This window comes from Streptomyces monashensis, from assembly GCF_001866665.1.
Lineage (GTDB): Bacteria > Actinomycetota > Actinomycetes > Streptomycetales > Streptomycetaceae > Streptomyces > Streptomyces monashensis.
Map to the genome: position 1 here is coordinate 59,685 of NZ_MLYO01000015.1, position 16,211 is coordinate 75,895.

Below are 16,211 nucleotides of genomic sequence, written 5' to 3' on the forward strand. Positions count from 1 at the left end.
CGGTCGGGGTCGACCAGGAGTACGGGCAGGGCCTCGGGGCCGGTCCCTGATGAGTGCGGTGTGGAAGCGAGCGGAGCGTCCAGCCCCTGTTCGGCGAAGACCTCGCGGGCCGTCGGCGTCAGCAGCGTCCGGTCGCGCAACGCGCCGTGGCGCCCAGTCGGCGTGTGGCCGCCCGACGTGTCTCCTTCGTGCTCGGCGGCGGGGCGCCACGTCTACCAGCGCACCGGCAGCTCCCGCAGGCTCCGCATGAGGCTGGTGCGCCACCGCGGTGTGCTGTCACCGTCGAAGGCCAGGCGGGGGAAGCGGTCCAGCAGGATGCGCAGGGCCAGGCCCGCCTCGAGGCGGGCCAGCGGGGTGCCCAGGCAGTGGTGCAGGCCGTGCCCGAAGGCGAGGTGGGCGCGGGTCGCGGCCGGATCGCGGCGGATGTCGAACCGATCGGGGGCGGGGTATCGCGCGGGGTCGCGGTTCGCGGAGGCGATGGAGAGCACGACACGCGCGCCCGCCGGTATCCGGGTGCCGCCGAGGGTGATCGGCTCGGCGGTGTACCGGTAGGTGCCCGCCGGTGCGGGCGACTCGAAGCGGAGCGTCTCCTCCACGGCGCCCTTCAGCAACTCGGGGTCGGCGCGGAGGGCGGTGAGCTGCCCGGGATGGCCGAGCAGCAGGTGGACGGCGTTGGCGATGAGGTTGACGGTGGTCTCGTGCCCCGCGACGAGCAGCAGGAAGGCCATGCCGAGCAGTTCCTCCGGGGTGAGCCGGTCGGCACCGTCCCCGTCGTGGGTGCGGACCAGGGCGTGCAGCAGATCGCTCTCCGCCGCGTCGCGCAGCCGCCGTTTCTCCTCAGCCAGCCCCGCGAGGTACGCCGCCATCTCCCGCATGGCGCGGGCGGACTGCTCCGCATCGTCGAGGGCGACGACCTTCGTGGACCACGCCCGGAAGACAGCCCGATCCACGTCTGGCACGCCGAGCAGCTCGCAGATGATGGTGAGCGGAAGCGGATAGGCGTACGCAGCCACAAGGTCGGCACGGCCGTCGGCGACGACGGTGTCCAGGAGTCCACCGGCCGCCTCCTGGACGCGGGGCCGCAGCGCCTGGACCCGGCGGGCGGTGAACTCCCGGGCCACCAGCGTCCGCAGACGGGTGTGATCGGGTGGATCGACCTGGAGCATGTTGCGGCCGACGGCGAACAGCCCGTCGTCCTCGAAGTCGGCAGAGTGCCGCACGTCATTGCGCAGCCGTGGGTCGACGAACGCGGCGCGCACTTCCTCGTGCCCGATCACCAGCCACGACTCTTCCCCGGTGGGGAAACGCACGTGGTGGACAGACTCGCGGGAACGCAGCGCGGCGAAGGCGGAGTAGGGGTCGGCGGCGAAGTCGTCGGTGAAGTCGGCGAGTCGGACGGTGGGGTGTTGTGTGCGCATCGGTGACTCCCGGACGGAAGTGGGGCACATTCCCCGATTAGGCGGCCGGAGTGACCATAGCATGAACCGGGGATGTATCCCCGTTTCGCTCTGGGAGGGCAACCCCTCGGGCGTCCGAATGACCACTGCGTCCCCCGGCGTCCCGCCCGCGGGAGTCGAACCGCATCTCGCTCGCGGCCGGCCGCGGCCCACCGAGCCACCCGGCGGATCGCTGGGAGGAACCGCCCAGGGGCCGCCGCGGTCCGGCCACACGCGTCATCGAATACCGCGGCCGAACGGCCGGCTTGCCCGGCTGTTGGGAAGCTGCTGCGGTCCAAGCGCGGTGAGCTGCTCAGGGACGAGCTGTACTCGGTACCTGCTCAAATGGTTCGACGGCACGGTCGCTGCCGAACAGTCGTGTCCCACGGCGCGAGCCCGGGCGCGCTGCGAGACCGGGCCCTGAAGTGGTCCGTGGAGTCCTCGACTCTCTGCTGATCAGGTGTTTTCAACCCGATGCCGCGTCGGCGACCAGCTCGTTGACCGATGCTGCGTGGGGCTCTGTTCCGGATGCCCTACTCGGCTTCGTTCGACTGTTCTTTGGAGTGGGAATGTCGGTGGGCTGTGACTCGTTCTCGGGTCGCGCATCGGCGGGAGCAGTAGCGGCGTTCCGGGCCGCTGCCTTGGGCGATGAAGACGTTCTGGCAGCTGGTTGATGCGCAGATCCTGCCGGGCGGCCGTTGGCGGTCCCAGACGAGGACGGTCAGGGCCATGCAGGAGGAGGCGAGGAGCCACTCGTCCCAGGGGGCGTTGTCCTCATGGTCGAGGTGAGGATGCCAGGGGGTGCTGCCGCCGTGTGAGGTCAGGCGGAGTGGTCCGGTGTGGTTCCTGAGGAGGCGGTTGAGGGTGGCTGCGGCGTCATCCGTGTGCTCGGCTGAGAAGACTTGCCGCAGCAGGGCAGCGGCCGCCCGCATCCCGGCAACGTCCCGAGTCGTCAGGTCGATGGGGTCGGTCTCACCATATGCGCGGAGCACGTCGGCGACGGCGGCTGGGTCGGGGCGCTCGTCCGCGAGGGCGTTGATCAGGGCGGCGGTGCGCCGAGCCGTGGTCAGCACGGAGTGCCGGGTGGACCAGTCGTCGCTGTTGAAGGACACGTACGGAATGTAACGCATCTTGTCGAGTTTTGAGTTACCTTCGTAACGTCTTGTCGATGACAAAGCGTTACTCACTCTGTGTCCATCTCGCTGGAGCAGTGGCAGCTCGTGCGGGTGACGAGATGTCGGGACCGTCGCTGATGCTGGCAGCATTCGCCTTGGCCGGATCGGCCGTCGACGCGTCGTCGCTGCTCGCGGGCATCACGATCTCTGCCGCGGCGGGTGGGCCGGTGTTCGGAGCACTCCTTGACAGGGCTGGGCGGCCGGGACGCCTGCTGGGCGGGGCCCTCGTCCTGTATGCGGCGGGGCTGGTGGTGATTCTCGTGGGACTGGGCCGGTTGCCGTTCGGGGTCACCATCTTGACCGCTGTGGTGGCGGGGCTGCTGGGGCCGGCCCTGTCGGGCGGATGGACGGCCCAACTGCCCTGTGTGGTGCCGGGCGACCGCCTGCAGCGGGCGAACGCGCTCGATGCCATGACGTTCGGCGTGGCGAGTCTGGCCGGTCCGGCTCTCGCCGGCGGCGTGGCGCAGACGCTGGGTGGCCCGACGGCCGTGGTGTTCTCCGCGGTGCTCATCGGCGTGGCGCTGCCCGCTGCCTGGATGCTGCCCGCCCGCCCCGGTCGGGCGCGAGGCGCCCAGCAGACAACCCCAGTGGTCAGCGATCTTGCTGCCGGTCTGCGGGTCGTCGTCGGACGACCGTCGTTGGCCCGAGCGACCCTCACCTCGGTCCTCTCGTGTGCTGCTCAGGGCATGCTGACGGCTTGCGTTCCCCTCCTGGGCGAGCGGGTCCTGGGCGGAGCCGGCCGCGGTGCGGTGCTGCTCTCCTGCACGGCGATCTCCGCCCTGACGGCCAACGCCGTGCTCGCGCGGTTTCCACGATCAGTCGCCCCCGACACGGTCATCTGGGCCAGTGCCGTTGTCCAGGCTGCCGCGCTGGCCTTGGCCCTATGGGGTCGACCGGCCGTGGTCATCGTGGCCGTACTCATCGCCGGCATCGGTGAGGGACCCCAATTGGCTGCCTTGTTCGCAGTCCGCCATCGGGAGGCCCCTGAACGACTGCGCGGGCAGGTGTTCACCACCGGCGCCAGCTTGAAGACCACGGGATTCGCCCTGGGGGCGGCGGTGGCCGGACCGGTCGCGACCTGGTCCCTTCCGGGCGCCTTGGTGTTCGCAGCGAGCGTGGCGGTCGTCGCCGCACTGGGTTTCTTCGCCATCCCGTCGGCATCTGCCAGTCCGTCCGAGGACCGTGCGGTATCGGGTTGATCAGGCGCGGGCTGCCGGGTCTTCGTGGTCCACTGGCTGGGTCCAGCATCCCGGTCGACCACCGGCCAAGCGGATCCTCCGCGTGGCCGGTGGTCGTTCCGCCCCGTTGACCACCCTTCCCGGGCATTCTCACCGGCCGGAACGGTCGGAGCACCTGGGTGCCGGGTGACCGGGGTTCAGGGCGCGGGCGTCGGTGCGAAGTCGAACGTCGGTACCAGGCTTGGGTCGTTGAACGCCGTGATGTGGGCGATGCGGGTGCCGATCAGGGTGAGGACCTGGATGCCGTAGGGCTCGTACCGCTCGTCGCCCGCGTGCCGGTGGACGACGAGGGCGGGCTGGCCGTTGGCGCGGGTGGGCGTCAGCCGCCACAGGTGGGGGCGCAGCACCCGGTCGACCAGGAAGCCGACGACGGCCCTGCGGCCGGTGAACCAGGTCGGGGTGGGCGGCATCTCCAGCTCCACGTCGATCCGCAGCAGGTTCACCAGCGCGTCGGGGTCGGCCCGGCTGAACGCGTCGACGTAGCCGTCGAGGAGGGTCCGCATGGTGGCCTCGGCCGGCTCGGCCAGGCCGTCCTCGACCGGGCCGGCCTCGGCCAGGCGGGTCCGGGCGCGGCGGAGCGCGCTGTCGACGGCCGCGGGCGTGGTGTCCAGCATCTCGGCGACCTCGGCCGTCCGGAACCCGAGCACGTCACGCAAGGTCAGCACGGCCCGCTGCCGCGCGGACAGGTACTGGAGCGCGGCGACGAAGGCGAGCCGCACACCCGTCCGCCCGGCCACGATGTCGCGGGGTCGCCGGCGCCGAAGAGGGCGTCCGGCGCCGGCTGGAGCCAGGCCACCGACGGCTCGCGAGGAGCCACGGCCACCCGGTGGTCGTCCTCGGGCGTACCGAGTCCCGACGGCAGGGGCCGCCTGGAACGCGTCTCCAGCGCCGTCAGGCAGGCCATGGTGGCGATCTTGTACAGCCACCGCCGCACCGAGGAGCGGCCTTCGAACCGGTCGAACGCGCGCCACGCTCGCAGGTAGGTCTCCTGTACGAGGTCTTCGGCGTCGTGGATCGAGCCGAGGATCCGGTAGCAGTGCGCGAGCAGCTCCGGCCGGAACGGCTCGGCCAGGGTGACGAACTGGGCGTCCGACGGCATGGCGGTTACTCCCCGGGTTGCGGTGCGGTCCACCGTAGAGGCCGGCTCAGTCGATCGGCTGCAGACCGGCACCGGTGCCGCGGTACTCGGGAGCGCTCTGCGGGTCTCCGGCGACCTCCAGGGCGGCCTTGGCGAACTGCTCCGGGGTGAGGATGGGCAGCCGCCCCTCCACGAAGGCGGCCTGGTCGACGCCCTGGCGCTCGGCGTAGCCCGCGATCGCGACCGAGCCGATGCCGGTGCCCGGGGTCATCTGCGGAAGCACCGTCAGGAACCGGATGCCCCGTCCGGCCCGCTCCGACTCCTCGGCCGCGTACCCGCGCAGGTAGCGGATGGCGGCCTTGGCACTGGCATAGCCACCGCTGAGCGGCGAGCCACCCAGGACCGCTCCACTGGACAGGGAGAGGACCACACTGCCCGGCGCCAGCGGGACGCGCAGCGCCGCCGTGGTCCAGGCGAAGACGTGCCGGGTGTCAACGTGCCAGTTGCGACTGAAGGTCTCCCAGGTCTGCTCGTGGACGGGCGCCATGTGCGGCGGTACCCCGGCGTTCAGGACGAGCAGAGTGGGACGGTGCTCGCGGATCACGTCCTGCGCGACCGCTTCGTCGGTGGCATCGGCTGCGACGGGTGTGAAGCCGTCGCCGAGATCTTGGCGTACGGCGCGAAGCGCCTGCTCGTCGCGGGCGATGCCGATGACGCGGGTGCCCGTGGCGACGAGCGCGGTGGCGATCGCGCGCCCGAATCCGCGGCTGGCGCCGGTGACGACGGCGGTCCGGAACTGCTCGGACATCGGACTCTCCTGGGTGGATGGTCGGGTTCGGTCGGCATCAAGACCAGCCCCGGAAGCGAAAACCGTCGCCGCAGCCGAAATTGGGAGAGTGATGCAGGCCACGCACACCCGGCCCCGGGTTCATCGGCCTGGACGACGGCCCCGGCAACCCGGTGATCGTCACTGGACGCGACGCGCCCCGAGGCAAGCCGCTGACCGCCGCGCGGAGGGCCCGTGCAGAACTTCGCCGAATTCCTCCGCCAGGACGTCGTCGCCGTCACTACCGGTCTTCGCGCCGGCCCCGCACCGATCCGAGGCGATGGAGGTGTCGATGGACCCGCTGTTCAAGGACGAGGTCCGCGACGCGGTCGGCCTGGCTTCGACCCGCCTGAGGTGAAGGCCGGGTGGACGGGGCGGATGCGGACCGCGGTGGCGACGCGGCAAGCCGAAGCCCGCTGCGGCTCTTTCACAGCCCGAACGGTGACGCCGAGGCGGAGCCGGGCATGTTCGCGCCGTAGACGGCCCGCGCCGGCGGTCATGGCATCGAGTATCGGGGCGCTCGCGCGATTGCCTTGACAATAGTTGTCGTGACAACGATGCTGGAGGGGTGAGTAACCCAAGTGGACTCCACGACCACCTCGGCTATTGGCTGCGCCGCCTCTCCGACGAGGTGCACGGCCGGTTCGAGGCCGAACTCGCTCTGCACGACGTCACCGTCTCCCAGTGGGGGGTGATGGCCAGCGTGTTCCATGGCCACGACACCACCAAGGCCGTGGCCGCGCACATGGACATCGATCCGGGAGCCGTCTCCCGCCTGGTCGACCGTCTCGCGGCCAAGGGTCTCGTCCGCCGCGAGCCGGACCCCGCCTCCCGGCGTACGGTGCGGCTGGTCCTGACCGACCAGGGGCGGCTCCTCGTGCCGGAGCTGGCCGAGCTCGCCGACCGCAACGACCTCCACTACTTCGGCTCGCTCGACGCAGGCCAGCGCCGGCAACTGGAGCAGTGGATCCGGCGCCTGGTGGGCGAGGCCCACCCCGCGCCGCCGCCCGACAACCCTTGAGAGAGAAGCGCACCGTGAGCATCAAGCACTCCATCACCAAGACCATCGGCATCGACCGGCCCCACGAGGAGGTCTTCGCCTTCCTCGCCGATCCCGCGAACTGGCCCAAGTGGGCCGTGGTCAACGTCCAGTCCATCGAGCCCACCGACGACCCCGACTGGTGGCGCATGTCCACCCCGCTGGGCGCGGCCAAGCTGGGGCTACGGGCCAACACCGAGTTCGGGATCGTCGATCACATCTTCGACGACGAGACGGACTCCTGGCGCGTGCCGGCCCGTGTGGTCCCCAACGGCGACGGCGCCGAGTTCATGATGACCTTCTATCAGCCGCCGTCGCTTGACGATTCCGAGTTCGAGGCGCAGATCGACCTGGTCGACATCGAACTCGCCACTCTGAAGAGGATCCTGGAGGGCGGTTTGGCGGACGTCACAGCATGACGTGCTTGACCTGTGTGTAGTCCAGCAGGCCGGTGAGCGAGAGGTCGCTGCCGTAGCCGGAGTGCCGCACGCCGCCGTGAGGCATCTCCGAGACGGTCGTGCCATGCGTGTTGACCCAGACGATGCCCGTGTGCAGCGCGCGGCTCGCGCGCATGGCGCGGTCGTGGTCGCGGGTCCAGACGCTCGCGGCCAGCCCCTGCGGGACCGCGTTCGCCATCCGCAACGCCTCGGCCTCGTCGCCGAACGGCTGCACGGTGACGACCGGGCCGAACACCTCGCTCCGTACGATCTCGTCCCCCTGCCGGACCCCGGCCACCACGGTGGCCTGGTGGAAGTAGCCGGGGCGGTCCAGGGCCCGGCCGCCGGTGACGACCTCGGCATGGGCCGGAAGGCGTTCCAACATCCCTTGTACGACGGCGAGTTGCGTGGCATGGGCGAGCGGTCCGAAGTCGGCGTGTTCGCCCACGGAGGTGCCCGGTACGCGGCGCTCGGCCCGGCGCGCGAAGGCGTCCACGAACGTGTCGTGGATCCGGTGGTCGACCAGGATCCTGGTGGGCGCCGTACAGTCCTGGCCCGCGTTGTAGAAGGACAGTGACGACAACTGCTCGACCGCGTCGTCGAGATCGGCGTCCGCGTGGACCAGGACGGGTGCGTTGCCGCCGAGTTCGAGGTGGAGCCGCTTGAGGTCGGCCGCCGCGGCGGCGGCGATCTCCTGCCCGGCGCGGACGCTGCCGGTGACCGCGACGAGCCGGACCTCGGGGTGGGCGACCAGCAGTCGTCCGGTGCCGCGGTCGCCGCACACGACGTTGAGCACCCCGGGCGGCAGCTGTTCGGCGGCCAGCCGGGCCAGCAGCACGGCCGAGGACGGGGTGGTGTCCGACGGTTTCAGCACGACCGTGTTGCCTGCCGCCAGCGCGGGGGCGACCTTCCAGACGGCCATCATCAGCGGGTAGTTCCACGGCGTGATCTGGGCGCAGACACCGACCGGTTCGCGACGCAGGATCGAGGTGCGGCCCGGGGTGTACTCGGCGGCCGCGGTGCCCGGCAGGTTCCGTGCGGCTCCGGCGACGTACCGCAGCACGTCCACGATCGCGGGCAGTTCGTCCACCAGGAACAGGGCCCGCGGCTTGCCCGTATCCCTCACCTCCGTGTCCGCCACGGTGGCCGCCTCCCGTTCCAGGGCGTCGGCCATGCGCAGCAACACGCTCTGCCGTGTCGCGGGAGTGGTGGCCGACCAGCCCGGGAAGGCCAGTCGCGCCGCCCGACAGGCCGCGTCCACGTCCCTCGGACCGGAGAGCGGTGCCGTGCCGTGAGGGAGCGCGGTGGCGGGGTCGATCAGCGACAGGGTCGCCCCGGAGGCCGCTGGCACCTCCTTGCCGCCGACGTGGTTGAGGACGGTCGTCAGGTCGGTGTTCTCAGCCACGGCGCAGTGCCTCCTCGGCCGCGGCGCGGCCGGTGCGGACGGCGCCTTCCATGTAGCCGGCGACCCACTGGTCCGAGCCGCAGACGTAGAACGGCGGTTCATGGGTGCCGTGCAGCGGGCCGACCCCCATCACCTCGCCCGGCGGCCACTGTGTGACGTAACCCTGGGTCCACGGGTCGGTGCCCCACATCCGCAGATGGCAGGAGGACGGCCGCAGCGCCTCGTCGCCGAACATGCCGGCCACCTCGGCGAGCAGTTCGGGGGTGCGCCGATGAGGCGGTGTGCCCAGCAGGACGCCATAGCGCTCGGGCGGGACCAGCGCCGACAGCACGCCCTCGTGCTGCGGCCAGGTGCTGCCCAGGACCCCTTCGGCCTCGGACAGACCGCTCAGACCGGCGGCGCGCCAGAAGGGACGGTCGTACACGGCGGCGAACTTCGCGGCCACCGCCTGCCGTTGGCGGTGCAGCGACGCCAGGCGGGCGTCGCTGACCCCGGTGACGGCGACCGACCGGAGCGGTCCCACCGGCAGGGCGCACACCACGGCGCCCGTGGTGAGGCCCTCGCCGGTGCCCAGGCGCACGGTGCAGTGGCCGGGCCGTACGTCCAGCGCGGCGACGGGCGAGCCGAGCCGGATGCGCGGGCCCAGCTCGCGGCCCATGACCTCGGCGAGGGTGGCCGACCCCGCCGCCAACCGGACTCCCTCCCAGTCGTCGTAGTCGTAGTCGCCCATGCCCGGGACCGCCGCGCTCTTGCGCAGGGCCGCCAGGAGCGAGACGCGCTCGTACGACCCTCCCGCCAGGGCCAGTTGACCGATGTCCCACAGCCGCACCACGGCGGCTGAGGCATGTCGGGAGCGCAGCCAGTCGGCAACGGACAGCCGGTCCAGGGCGGTGGCGTCCGGATGCGACCAGGGGTCGTCGGGGTTTACCGTGGCGGCGAGCTCGCCGAACTCCCTGCCGAGCCGCTCGTGTTGGGCCGAATCGCCGGGGCCGAACCAGTGCGGCGGGTCGCCGGGTGAAAGACCTTCGGGGGTGGAGCGGGTGATACGGCCGGGCTCGGCGACGTAGCTGGGCACCAGCTCCAGGTCCAGTTCCTCGGCGAGCCGCAGATAGGCGGTGTGGGCCAGGCCGACCACTTCACCGCCCAGCTGGACCGTACGGCCGTCGGGTGTACGGGTCTGCTCGACCCGGCCGCCGACGCGGTCCCGGGCCTCCAGGACGAGCACGTCGGTGCCCGCGGCGGCCAGGTCCCGGGCGGCGGCGAGGCCGGCCAGACCGGCCCCGAGCACGATCACGTCGTGATGCATCGGTTTCGCTTTCGTCGTCGGGCGCGCTCAGACCAGGACGAGGCAGTGCTCGGGACGCCAGCCGAACTCCACCGTCTCGCCGCCGCTCCAGCGGTCCTCCATGCGCGCGCGGGCCGTGTTCTGCTCCAGTACGGACAGCGTGACGCCCGGGGCGACTTCGATGAGGTAGGTCGTGGTGGGGCCGCTGTAGACCGTTTCGCGGATCACTCCCGACAGCACCGACATGCCCGGCTCGAAGTCGGAGAGCCACACCTTCTCGGGGCGTACCGAGACGCTGACCGAGGTGCCGTCGGAGATACCGGGCCGAGCGCCGACCGGCAGGGCGGGACCGCTGTCGAGGGCGACCTCGCCGTCCCGGTAGGTGCCGGTCATGAGGTTGGAGGTGCCCATGAACGAGGCGACGAACCGGCTGGCGGGGTGCTCGTAGACGTCCTCGGGGGTGCCGCTCTGTTCGATGCGTCCGTCGTTCATCACGGCGATCCGGTCCGACATCGTCAGCGCCTCGTCCTGGTCATGGGTGACGAAGACGAAGGTGATGCCGACCTCGCGCTGGATCTGCTTCAGCTCGACCTGCATCTGCCGGCGCAGCTTCAGGTCGAGGGCGGCCAGCGGCTCGTCCAGGAGCAGCACGGCCGGACGGTTGACCAGCGCACGAGCGAGCGCGACGCGCTGGCGCTGGCCGCCGGAGAGCGTACCGGGCCTGCGGTCGGCGAGGCCGCCGAGCTGGACCAGCTCCAGCATGTCGCCGACCCGCCGGCGTATCTCGGCCTTGGCCACGCCCTTGCGCCTGAGGCCGAAGGCGACGTTGCCGGCGATGTCCAGGTGGTCGAAGAGCGCGTAGCTCTGGAAGACCGTGTTGACGTTGCGCCGGTTCGGCGGCAGCGCGGTCACGTCCGCACCGGCGAGCAGCACCGAGCCGTCGGTGGGGTCGCTGAACCCGCCGATCATGCGCAGCGTGGTGGTCTTGCCGCAGCCGGAGGGGCCGAGCAGGGAGTAGAAGTGGCCGCTCTCGATGTCGAGGTCGAGCCGGTGGACGGCGTAGGAGTCCGCGAACTGCTTGGAGACGCCGTCGAGGCGGACGGCCGGGGTCGCGTCCATGGGTCACTCTCCGGAGAGGATGTCGAGGCCGCCGCGACGGCCGAAGAGGCGCGGGATGAACAGGGCCAGGGCGATCAGCGCGATGGATCCGGCGAGCATCAGGGTGCCGACGGCGTTGATGGTGGGCTGCACCCCGAAGCGGATCGCGGAGTAGATCCGCACCGACAGCGGCTGGGGATCCACGCCGGTGGTGAAGTAGGCGAGGACGAAGTCGTCGAAGACCAGCGCGAAGATGAGCACGGCGGAGGCGAGCACGGCCGGCAGCAGAGCCGGCAGGGTCACCAGGCGCACCGCCTGCCAGCGGGTGGCGCCCAGGTCCATCGCGGCCTCCTCCACCTCCGGGTTCAGCGCGGCGATCCGTGAGCGGAGGATGACGGTGACGTAGGAGATCGAGAAGGTGATCTCGGCGAGCATGACCGTGCCCGTGGACAGATCCACGCCCACCCCTTTGAAGAGCAGCATCGACGCGACACCGGTGACGATCTCCGGCGTGATCAGCGGAACCAGCATGATCAGGCCGGCCAGCGAGCCGAGCCGGGTGCGGCAGCGCACCAGACCGAGCGCGAGAGCCGCCCCGAGTACGACCGAGCCGCTCATTGCCACCAGGGAGATGCGCAGACTGGCCCCCAGTGAGGAGACCAGCACGTCGTCGTGGACGAAGGCGCGGTACCAGCGCAGGCTGAACCCGCCGAAGACGGTCAGGGACTTCTTGGAGTTGAACGAGAACAGGGTGACGACGGCGATGGGCAGGTAGAGCAGCGCGAAGAAGAGCGCGGTGACGGCGACGAGGACGCGTGGCCTGCGCTCGGTGCGGCCTCGTCGGGTGCGGGTCCGGGCCGCCGGACGCGAGGGAGCCGTGGCGGAGGGCAGTCTGAGCAGGGTCATCGGCGGGCCTCCGCCTCGTCCTTGCGGGTGCGCCGCAGGTAGCCGAACATCCCGATCAGCAGGACGAGCATCAGCAGCATGGTGAGCGCGGAACCCAGCGGCCAGTTCTGGCCCTGGAAGAACTTGTCCTGGATGAGGTTGCCGATCATGATCTGGTCCGGTCCTCCCATCAGCTGGGCGCTGACGAAGTCGCCCATGGCGGGCAGGAAGACCAGCACGAGTCCGGCCGCGGCACCCTGCCGGGTGGCGGGCAGGGTGACGAAGAAGAAGGTGCGCACGGGACCGCCGTACAGGTCGCGGCCGGCCTCGATGAGGGAGACGTCCAGGCGTTCCAGGGCCGCGTACAGCGGGATGATCATGAAGACCACGAAGCCGTAGACGAGTCCCGCGACCACGCCGACGCCCGTGTTGAGGATCTTCGTGCGCCCGTCGGCGAGCCCGACGGCACGCAGAGCGCGCAGCACCGGTCCGTCGTCGGACAGCACGACCGACCAGCCGTACATGCGTACCAGGTAGTTGGCGAAGAACGGCACCACGATCGCGGCGATCAGGCCGTGTTTGTAACGCCCGCCGTACAGGGCGATGGTGTACGCCACCGGGTAGGCGATCAGCAGGCACACCGCGCAGGTCAGCACGGCGTAGCCGAGAGAACGGGCCAGTACCTCGGTGTAGGCGGGGTCGGCGAGCGCACGCACGCCGGAGAGGTCGAAGCCGAAGCGCGGATTGCCGAGGTCGTCGGTGGTGCCGACCGCGAGCACGGCGACCAGTACCAGCGAGGCGATCAGGAATCCGGTCATCCACACGGTGCCCGGCAGCATGAGCCAGGTCCAGACGCGGTCGCCGTCGGCGCCACGCCGACGGGTACGTGCGAAGGGGCGGAGCAGTGCCATCGGTCAGCCCGCCTTCACATGGGTCCAGGCGGTGTCGCGGGCGTCCTCCGCCGCGCGGTCGCCGTTGCGGAAGAACAGGCCGGCCTTGAGGTCGTCCTCGGTGACGAGGCACTCGGGGAAGGGTTTGACCAGGTCGGCGTACGTCTTCTCGGTGCCGGCCACCGGCATCGGGTAGCCGATGTACTCGATGTTCTTCTTCACGTTCTCCGGCCGCAGCATGTAGTCGATGAACAGCATGGCGGTGCCGGGGTGCGGAGCGTTCCAGGGGATGGCGTAGCAGTCGGAATTGATCGGCGTGCCCTCCTTGGGGGCCTCGAAGCCGAACACGGAGGGGTCCTTGGCCTGGTTGAGCATGGCGGCCATGTCGCCGCTCCACGCCTGGGTCATGACCGCGTCGCCGTTGAGCAGGTTGTTGTAGCTGTCGCTGGAGAAGCCGCGCAGCCGCGGGCGCAGGGTGTCCAGCAGCGAGGTGATCCGGTCGAGGTCATCGGTGTTCCCGGTGCTGACCTTCAGACCGAGTTCCAGGGCGCCCATGCCGAGGACCTCGTCGCGGTCGTCCAGGAGGAAGACCTTGCCGCGCGCCTTGTCGCTCCACAGGTCACGCCAGGATCCGGTCAGTTCGCCGATCCTGTCGCGGCGCCAGCCGATGCCGGTCTTGTACGCGGTGAAGGGGACGGTGTGGGCGGAGCCGGGGTCGTACCAGGGGTCGGCGAAGTACGTGTACGTGCCGAAGATCGCGTGTGCGTTGGGGAGTCGGGTGTGGTCGATGCGGCGCAGCCGGCCGCCGCGGACCAGGCGCTGGGCCCACGTGGCGCTGGGGAAGAGGACGTCGTAGCGGTTGCCGGCGTTGAGCTTGGCGACCATGCCTTCCATCGAGTCGAAGTTCGACTGGACGACCTTGACGCCGTACTCCTTCTCGAAGCCCTTGAACACGGACGGGTCGACGTAGTCGGCCCAGTTGAAGTAGACGAGATCGCCGTCGACGCGTGGGGTGACCGGGGCGAGCTGCTGGGCGTCGGGCGTCGTGGCGGGCATGAACCCGCAGCCGCCGGCCGCGGCACCGAGCAGGCCGTAGGCGCTTGCCCGCAGCAGGGCGCGTCGGGTGGGCGGAGGTACCTCGGGGGACACGGAACGTCCTCTCCGTCGAGGAACGGCACAACTCCAGGGCTGGACCGGCTGGTCGGCTCACGGAGGCCCTGACTCCGCAGGGAAGACCGGTCTGGGGAGGGTGCGAGCGAGTGTCAGTGGGGGAGGGGTAAGCCCGTCGGGAGGCCTGCCGTGTGCGGCGTGCGGGAGGACGTCACCGTGTGTCCCCCTCCAGGTCGTCCCGGACCCGGCGGGCGAACCAGCCGACGGCGGCCTCGCGCTGCGAGAGCGGGCCCGGCTCGAACCCGGGCGTGGCCAGGCCGGCCTGAACCCGCTCCACCAGCTCGGCGTCCTCGTCGTTGGTGACCCAGCCGATATGGATGTTCAGCCGGCGGGCCAGCCGGGTGCGGACGCTCTCGCCGTGCTTGGCGTAGAAGGCACCGGGGATCGCCGCCCGGTCCTGGGCGGTGGGCAGGGCGGTCCACGCGAGCACGTGGTCGGGGTAGAAGTCGATGAGTGTGTTGGGATAGATCACGGCGTACCGCCACACCCGCCGGTCGGCCTCGGTCAGCCCTGGCATCGGCGTCCCGAGTCGCTGGTAGAGCCGCTCGGCCCAGTTCGAGGAGGGCTTGTCGCGCAGGGGCGACTCGAACAGGACGTAGTTCTCCTGAACGTCCACCGTGTACGCCTGGTAGTCCAGCAGCCGCATGAGCGCGGGGTGGGCCACGGGGACGTGGTATCCCTCCAGGTAGTTGTCGACGATCACCTTCCAGTTCGCGTTCTGCTCCTCGCCGTGCGCCACGTCGTGGATGCGGTGCCTGCCGACGGGGACGAGGCCGGGCCCGGCATAGCGGCCGACGGCCTCGGCGAGTCCGGCGCAGCTCTCGGCGAGCGGGGTCGCCTCCAGGTCGAGGTTGACGAAGACGAAGCCCAGGAAGGACTCCACGTTGACCGGGTGCAGCCCGAGCCGGGGCTTGTCCAGGCAGGGGATGCGGCGTGCCTCGGGGGCGCCGACCAGGCGTCCGTCCAGCTTGTAGGTCCAGCCGTGGTACGGGCAGCGGATCGCCTTGCCGGACGGCTCGGGCTCGGTGACCAGGCGGGTGCCACGGTGCCGGCAGACGTTGAGGTGGGCGGCGAGGCCGCCGTCCTCGGTGCGGACCACCAGCACCTTCCGGCCTGCGGCCGTGGCGGTCAGACGGGCGCCGGTGCCGGGGAGATCGGATTCATGGCAGACGAGCTGCCACGACTTGGCGAAGATGCGGCCGGTCTCGGTCTCGGCGATGGCCGGATCCGTGTAGTAGCGGGCCGGTAGCGCTTCCCCAGGATGTGTGAGGGGCTGCTGTGGCGGGGCAGGGGAGCCGAGGGCTGCCCGGGTGGTGGTCGAGGGGTGCATGGAGTCCTCCTCCGCGCCGCGGCGGCGGCGATGGGCGGTGAGGCTACGCCAGGGAGAATTCCGGCAGAAACGGCCTGCTGTGACCTGCCGGAATCGAGCTGACTAATTGGTTAGTCAGAGTGCGACCAGGGCGGTCGCAAGTCAAGACTTGTGTCCTGACTAATTAGTTAGTTAGTCTCGTGGCGGGCGGATGGCCGAGGCCCACGCAAGGCTCTTCGCGGTTCGTGCCGCCCGCCGGTGGACTCCGATCCGCGTCCCCTGGACGTCCAAATCCGGACACCTCTGGTCCGGGCGGTGCGCGGTTTCCGCCGTACGCCGCGCACAGGTCAGGACTCCCACTGTCCGCACGGTGCCCGACCCCGGGCCGGACACCCCGCACACGCTTCCCGCCCGCGTTCCGATCGGGCTCCGGAAGATCTCCCGTCCACTCCGTCGCCCCGCCACCCTCCGTTTCCGGGTCGTCCGGACACGGTGCGACCAAGGAGGCACGCATGAGCGCCCGCCGAAGCCTGGTATGGCTCGGTCTCACGCCCGAGCCCGAGCAGGAACTGCCCGCCGCGGTGGCCGTCCTGCGTGCACAGGCGGCGGGTCGCCCGTCGTCGGCCCTGGTCACCGCCGAGCGGCAGCGCGTGGAGCGGCTCGTGCTGCGCGGCACACAGCACAGCTGGCTGCGCTACCTCGGCGAGGTCACCGACCTGGTCGTCAAGGCGGCGGAGGCGTCCGTGACCGCCGATCCCGGAGCGGCGCTCGTGGCCGGCGAGGTCGTCCTCGACCACCACCGCATGCTGATCGGTCTGCCCGGCACCGCCTACGCACGCACCGCCACACAACGGCGTGACCTGGAGCGGGCATTGGCGCGCCTGCACCGTATGCGGCACTCCGGCCACTCGGACCTTTTCAGCCCCTTGAGTCACTGAAG

The 16,211-nt window shown here is 70.8% G+C and carries 16 protein-coding genes; 4 read left to right on the top strand and 12 right to left on the bottom strand.

Going from position 1 to position 16,211, the window contains the following annotated elements; all coding sequences use genetic code 11:
* Positions 1-212 precede the first annotated feature (212 nt).
* Complete coding sequence (locus tag BIV23_RS08185; protein WP_071380090.1) at positions 213-1,418, bottom strand: cytochrome P450 family protein; 1,206 nt, start codon at positions 1,416-1,418, stop codon at positions 213-215.
* Positions 1,419-1,969: 551 nt separating this feature from the next.
* The gene (locus BIV23_RS08190) at positions 1,970-2,566 is read right to left on the bottom strand and encodes a CGNR zinc finger domain-containing protein (RefSeq protein ID WP_071380091.1); all 597 of its coding nucleotides are present in this window, start codon (positions 2,564-2,566) and stop codon (positions 1,970-1,972) included.
* Between the two features lie 38 nt (positions 2,567-2,604).
* Here BIV23_RS08190 and BIV23_RS08195 point away from each other — a divergent pair, with 38 nt between their 5' ends.
* On the top strand, positions 2,605-3,810 hold the full coding sequence (locus BIV23_RS08195; RefSeq protein ID WP_071380180.1) for an MFS transporter: 1,206 nt from the start codon (positions 2,605-2,607) through the stop codon (positions 3,808-3,810).
* A gap of 176 nt (positions 3,811-3,986) precedes the next feature.
* On the opposite strand, the gene BIV23_RS51640 is transcribed toward BIV23_RS08195, so the two are convergent.
* From BIV23_RS51640 to BIV23_RS08205, 3 genes are read right to left on the bottom strand one after another with little or no spacing between them, the layout of a single operon-like run.
* Positions 3,987-4,586, bottom strand: a complete 600-nt coding sequence (locus tag BIV23_RS51640) for a sigma factor-like helix-turn-helix DNA-binding protein (protein WP_245790429.1) — start codon at positions 4,584-4,586, stop codon at positions 3,987-3,989.
* On the bottom strand, positions 4,508-4,948 hold the full coding sequence (locus BIV23_RS51645; protein ID WP_245790430.1) for a sigma-70 family RNA polymerase sigma factor: 441 nt from the start codon (positions 4,946-4,948) through the stop codon (positions 4,508-4,510). Before BIV23_RS51645 ends, BIV23_RS51640 begins: the two co-directional genes overlap by 79 nt.
* Before the next feature lie 46 nt (positions 4,949-4,994).
* A complete protein-coding gene (locus BIV23_RS08205) occupies positions 4,995-5,735 on the bottom strand; it encodes an SDR family oxidoreductase (RefSeq protein ID WP_071380092.1) in 741 nt (246 codons plus the stop codon).
* Positions 5,736-6,321: 586 nt separating this feature from the next.
* Between BIV23_RS08205 and BIV23_RS08210 the strand changes: the two genes are divergently transcribed.
* Positions 6,322-6,774 carry a MarR family winged helix-turn-helix transcriptional regulator gene (locus BIV23_RS08210; protein ID WP_071380093.1) on the top strand — a complete coding sequence of 151 codons (453 nt, stop codon included), beginning with the start codon at positions 6,322-6,324 and terminating at the stop codon, positions 6,772-6,774.
* A gap of 14 nt (positions 6,775-6,788) precedes the next feature.
* Positions 6,789-7,211 (top strand): SRPBCC family protein, encoded by a 423-nt coding sequence (locus BIV23_RS08215; protein WP_071380094.1) that lies wholly within the window; start codon positions 6,789-6,791, stop codon positions 7,209-7,211.
* Here the strand turns inward: BIV23_RS08215 and BIV23_RS08220 are convergent.
* The 7 genes from BIV23_RS08220 to BIV23_RS08250 form a co-directional block, all read right to left on the bottom strand.
* The gene (locus tag BIV23_RS08220; RefSeq protein WP_245790432.1) at positions 7,201-8,634 is read right to left on the bottom strand and encodes an aminobutyraldehyde dehydrogenase; all 1,434 of its coding nucleotides are present in this window, start codon (positions 8,632-8,634) and stop codon (positions 7,201-7,203) included. The genes BIV23_RS08215 and BIV23_RS08220 overlap by 11 nt on opposite strands.
* Positions 8,627-9,940, bottom strand: a complete 1,314-nt coding sequence (locus tag BIV23_RS08225) for a flavin monoamine oxidase family protein (protein ID WP_071380095.1) — start codon at positions 9,938-9,940, stop codon at positions 8,627-8,629. The genes BIV23_RS08220 and BIV23_RS08225 overlap by 8 nt, the downstream gene beginning before the upstream one ends.
* Before the next feature lie 27 nt (positions 9,941-9,967).
* Entirely contained in the window at positions 9,968-11,038 is a 1,071-nt protein-coding gene (locus tag BIV23_RS08230; RefSeq protein ID WP_071380096.1) for an ABC transporter ATP-binding protein, read from the bottom strand.
* Positions 11,039-11,041: 3 nt separating this feature from the next.
* Positions 11,042-11,923, bottom strand: coding sequence for an ABC transporter permease (locus BIV23_RS08235; RefSeq protein WP_079173020.1), 882 nt, complete (start codon positions 11,921-11,923; stop codon positions 11,042-11,044).
* Positions 11,920-12,813, bottom strand: coding sequence for an ABC transporter permease (locus BIV23_RS08240; protein ID WP_071380097.1), 894 nt, complete (start codon positions 12,811-12,813; stop codon positions 11,920-11,922). The genes BIV23_RS08235 and BIV23_RS08240 overlap by 4 nt, the downstream gene beginning before the upstream one ends.
* Positions 12,814-12,816: 3 nt before the next feature.
* A complete protein-coding gene (locus BIV23_RS08245) occupies positions 12,817-13,941 on the bottom strand; it encodes a polyamine ABC transporter substrate-binding protein (RefSeq protein ID WP_071380098.1) in 1,125 nt (374 codons plus the stop codon).
* A gap of 172 nt (positions 13,942-14,113) precedes the next feature.
* Positions 14,114-15,292, bottom strand: coding sequence for an aromatic ring-hydroxylating oxygenase subunit alpha (locus tag BIV23_RS08250; protein ID WP_079173021.1), 1,179 nt, complete (start codon positions 15,290-15,292; stop codon positions 14,114-14,116).
* A gap of 491 nt (positions 15,293-15,783) precedes the next feature.
* On the opposite strand from BIV23_RS08250, the gene BIV23_RS08255 reads away from it, so the two are divergent.
* Positions 15,784-16,209, top strand: a complete 426-nt coding sequence (locus tag BIV23_RS08255; RefSeq protein ID WP_071380099.1) for a hypothetical protein — start codon at positions 15,784-15,786, stop codon at positions 16,207-16,209.
* The last annotated feature ends 2 nt before the right edge of the window (positions 16,210-16,211 follow it).

What these genes read in the sequence shown, in the direction of transcription:
- BIV23_RS08190 (WP_071380091.1), bottom strand. Translation starts at nt 2,566, where the DNA reads ATGCGTTACATTCCGTACGTGTCCTTCAACAGCGACGACTGGTCCACC.
- BIV23_RS08250 (WP_079173021.1), bottom strand. Translation starts at nt 15,292, where the DNA reads ATGCACCCCTCGACCACCACCCGGGCAGCCCTCGGCTCCCCTGCCCCG.
- BIV23_RS08185 (WP_071380090.1), bottom strand. Translation starts at nt 1,418, where the DNA reads ATGCGCACACAACACCCCACCGTCCGACTCGCCGACTTCACCGACGAC.
- BIV23_RS08225 (WP_071380095.1), bottom strand. Translation starts at nt 9,940, where the DNA reads ATGCATCACGACGTGATCGTGCTCGGGGCCGGTCTGGCCGGCCTCGCC.
- BIV23_RS08255 (WP_071380099.1), top strand. Translation starts at nt 15,784, where the DNA reads ATGAGCGCCCGCCGAAGCCTGGTATGGCTCGGTCTCACGCCCGAGCCC.
- BIV23_RS08235 (WP_079173020.1), bottom strand. Translation starts at nt 11,923, where the DNA reads ATGACCCTGCTCAGACTGCCCTCCGCCACGGCTCCCTCGCGTCCGGCG.
- BIV23_RS51645 (WP_245790430.1), bottom strand. Translation starts at nt 4,948, where the DNA reads ATGCCGTCGGACGCCCAGTTCGTCACCCTGGCCGAGCCGTTCCGGCCG.
- BIV23_RS08195 (WP_071380180.1), top strand. Translation starts at nt 2,605, where the DNA reads ATGACAAAGCGTTACTCACTCTGTGTCCATCTCGCTGGAGCAGTGGCA.
- BIV23_RS08205 (WP_071380092.1), bottom strand. Translation starts at nt 5,735, where the DNA reads ATGTCCGAGCAGTTCCGGACCGCCGTCGTCACCGGCGCCAGCCGCGGA.
- BIV23_RS08240 (WP_071380097.1), bottom strand. Translation starts at nt 12,813, where the DNA reads ATGGCACTGCTCCGCCCCTTCGCACGTACCCGTCGGCGTGGCGCCGAC.
- BIV23_RS08230 (WP_071380096.1), bottom strand. Translation starts at nt 11,038, where the DNA reads ATGGACGCGACCCCGGCCGTCCGCCTCGACGGCGTCTCCAAGCAGTTC.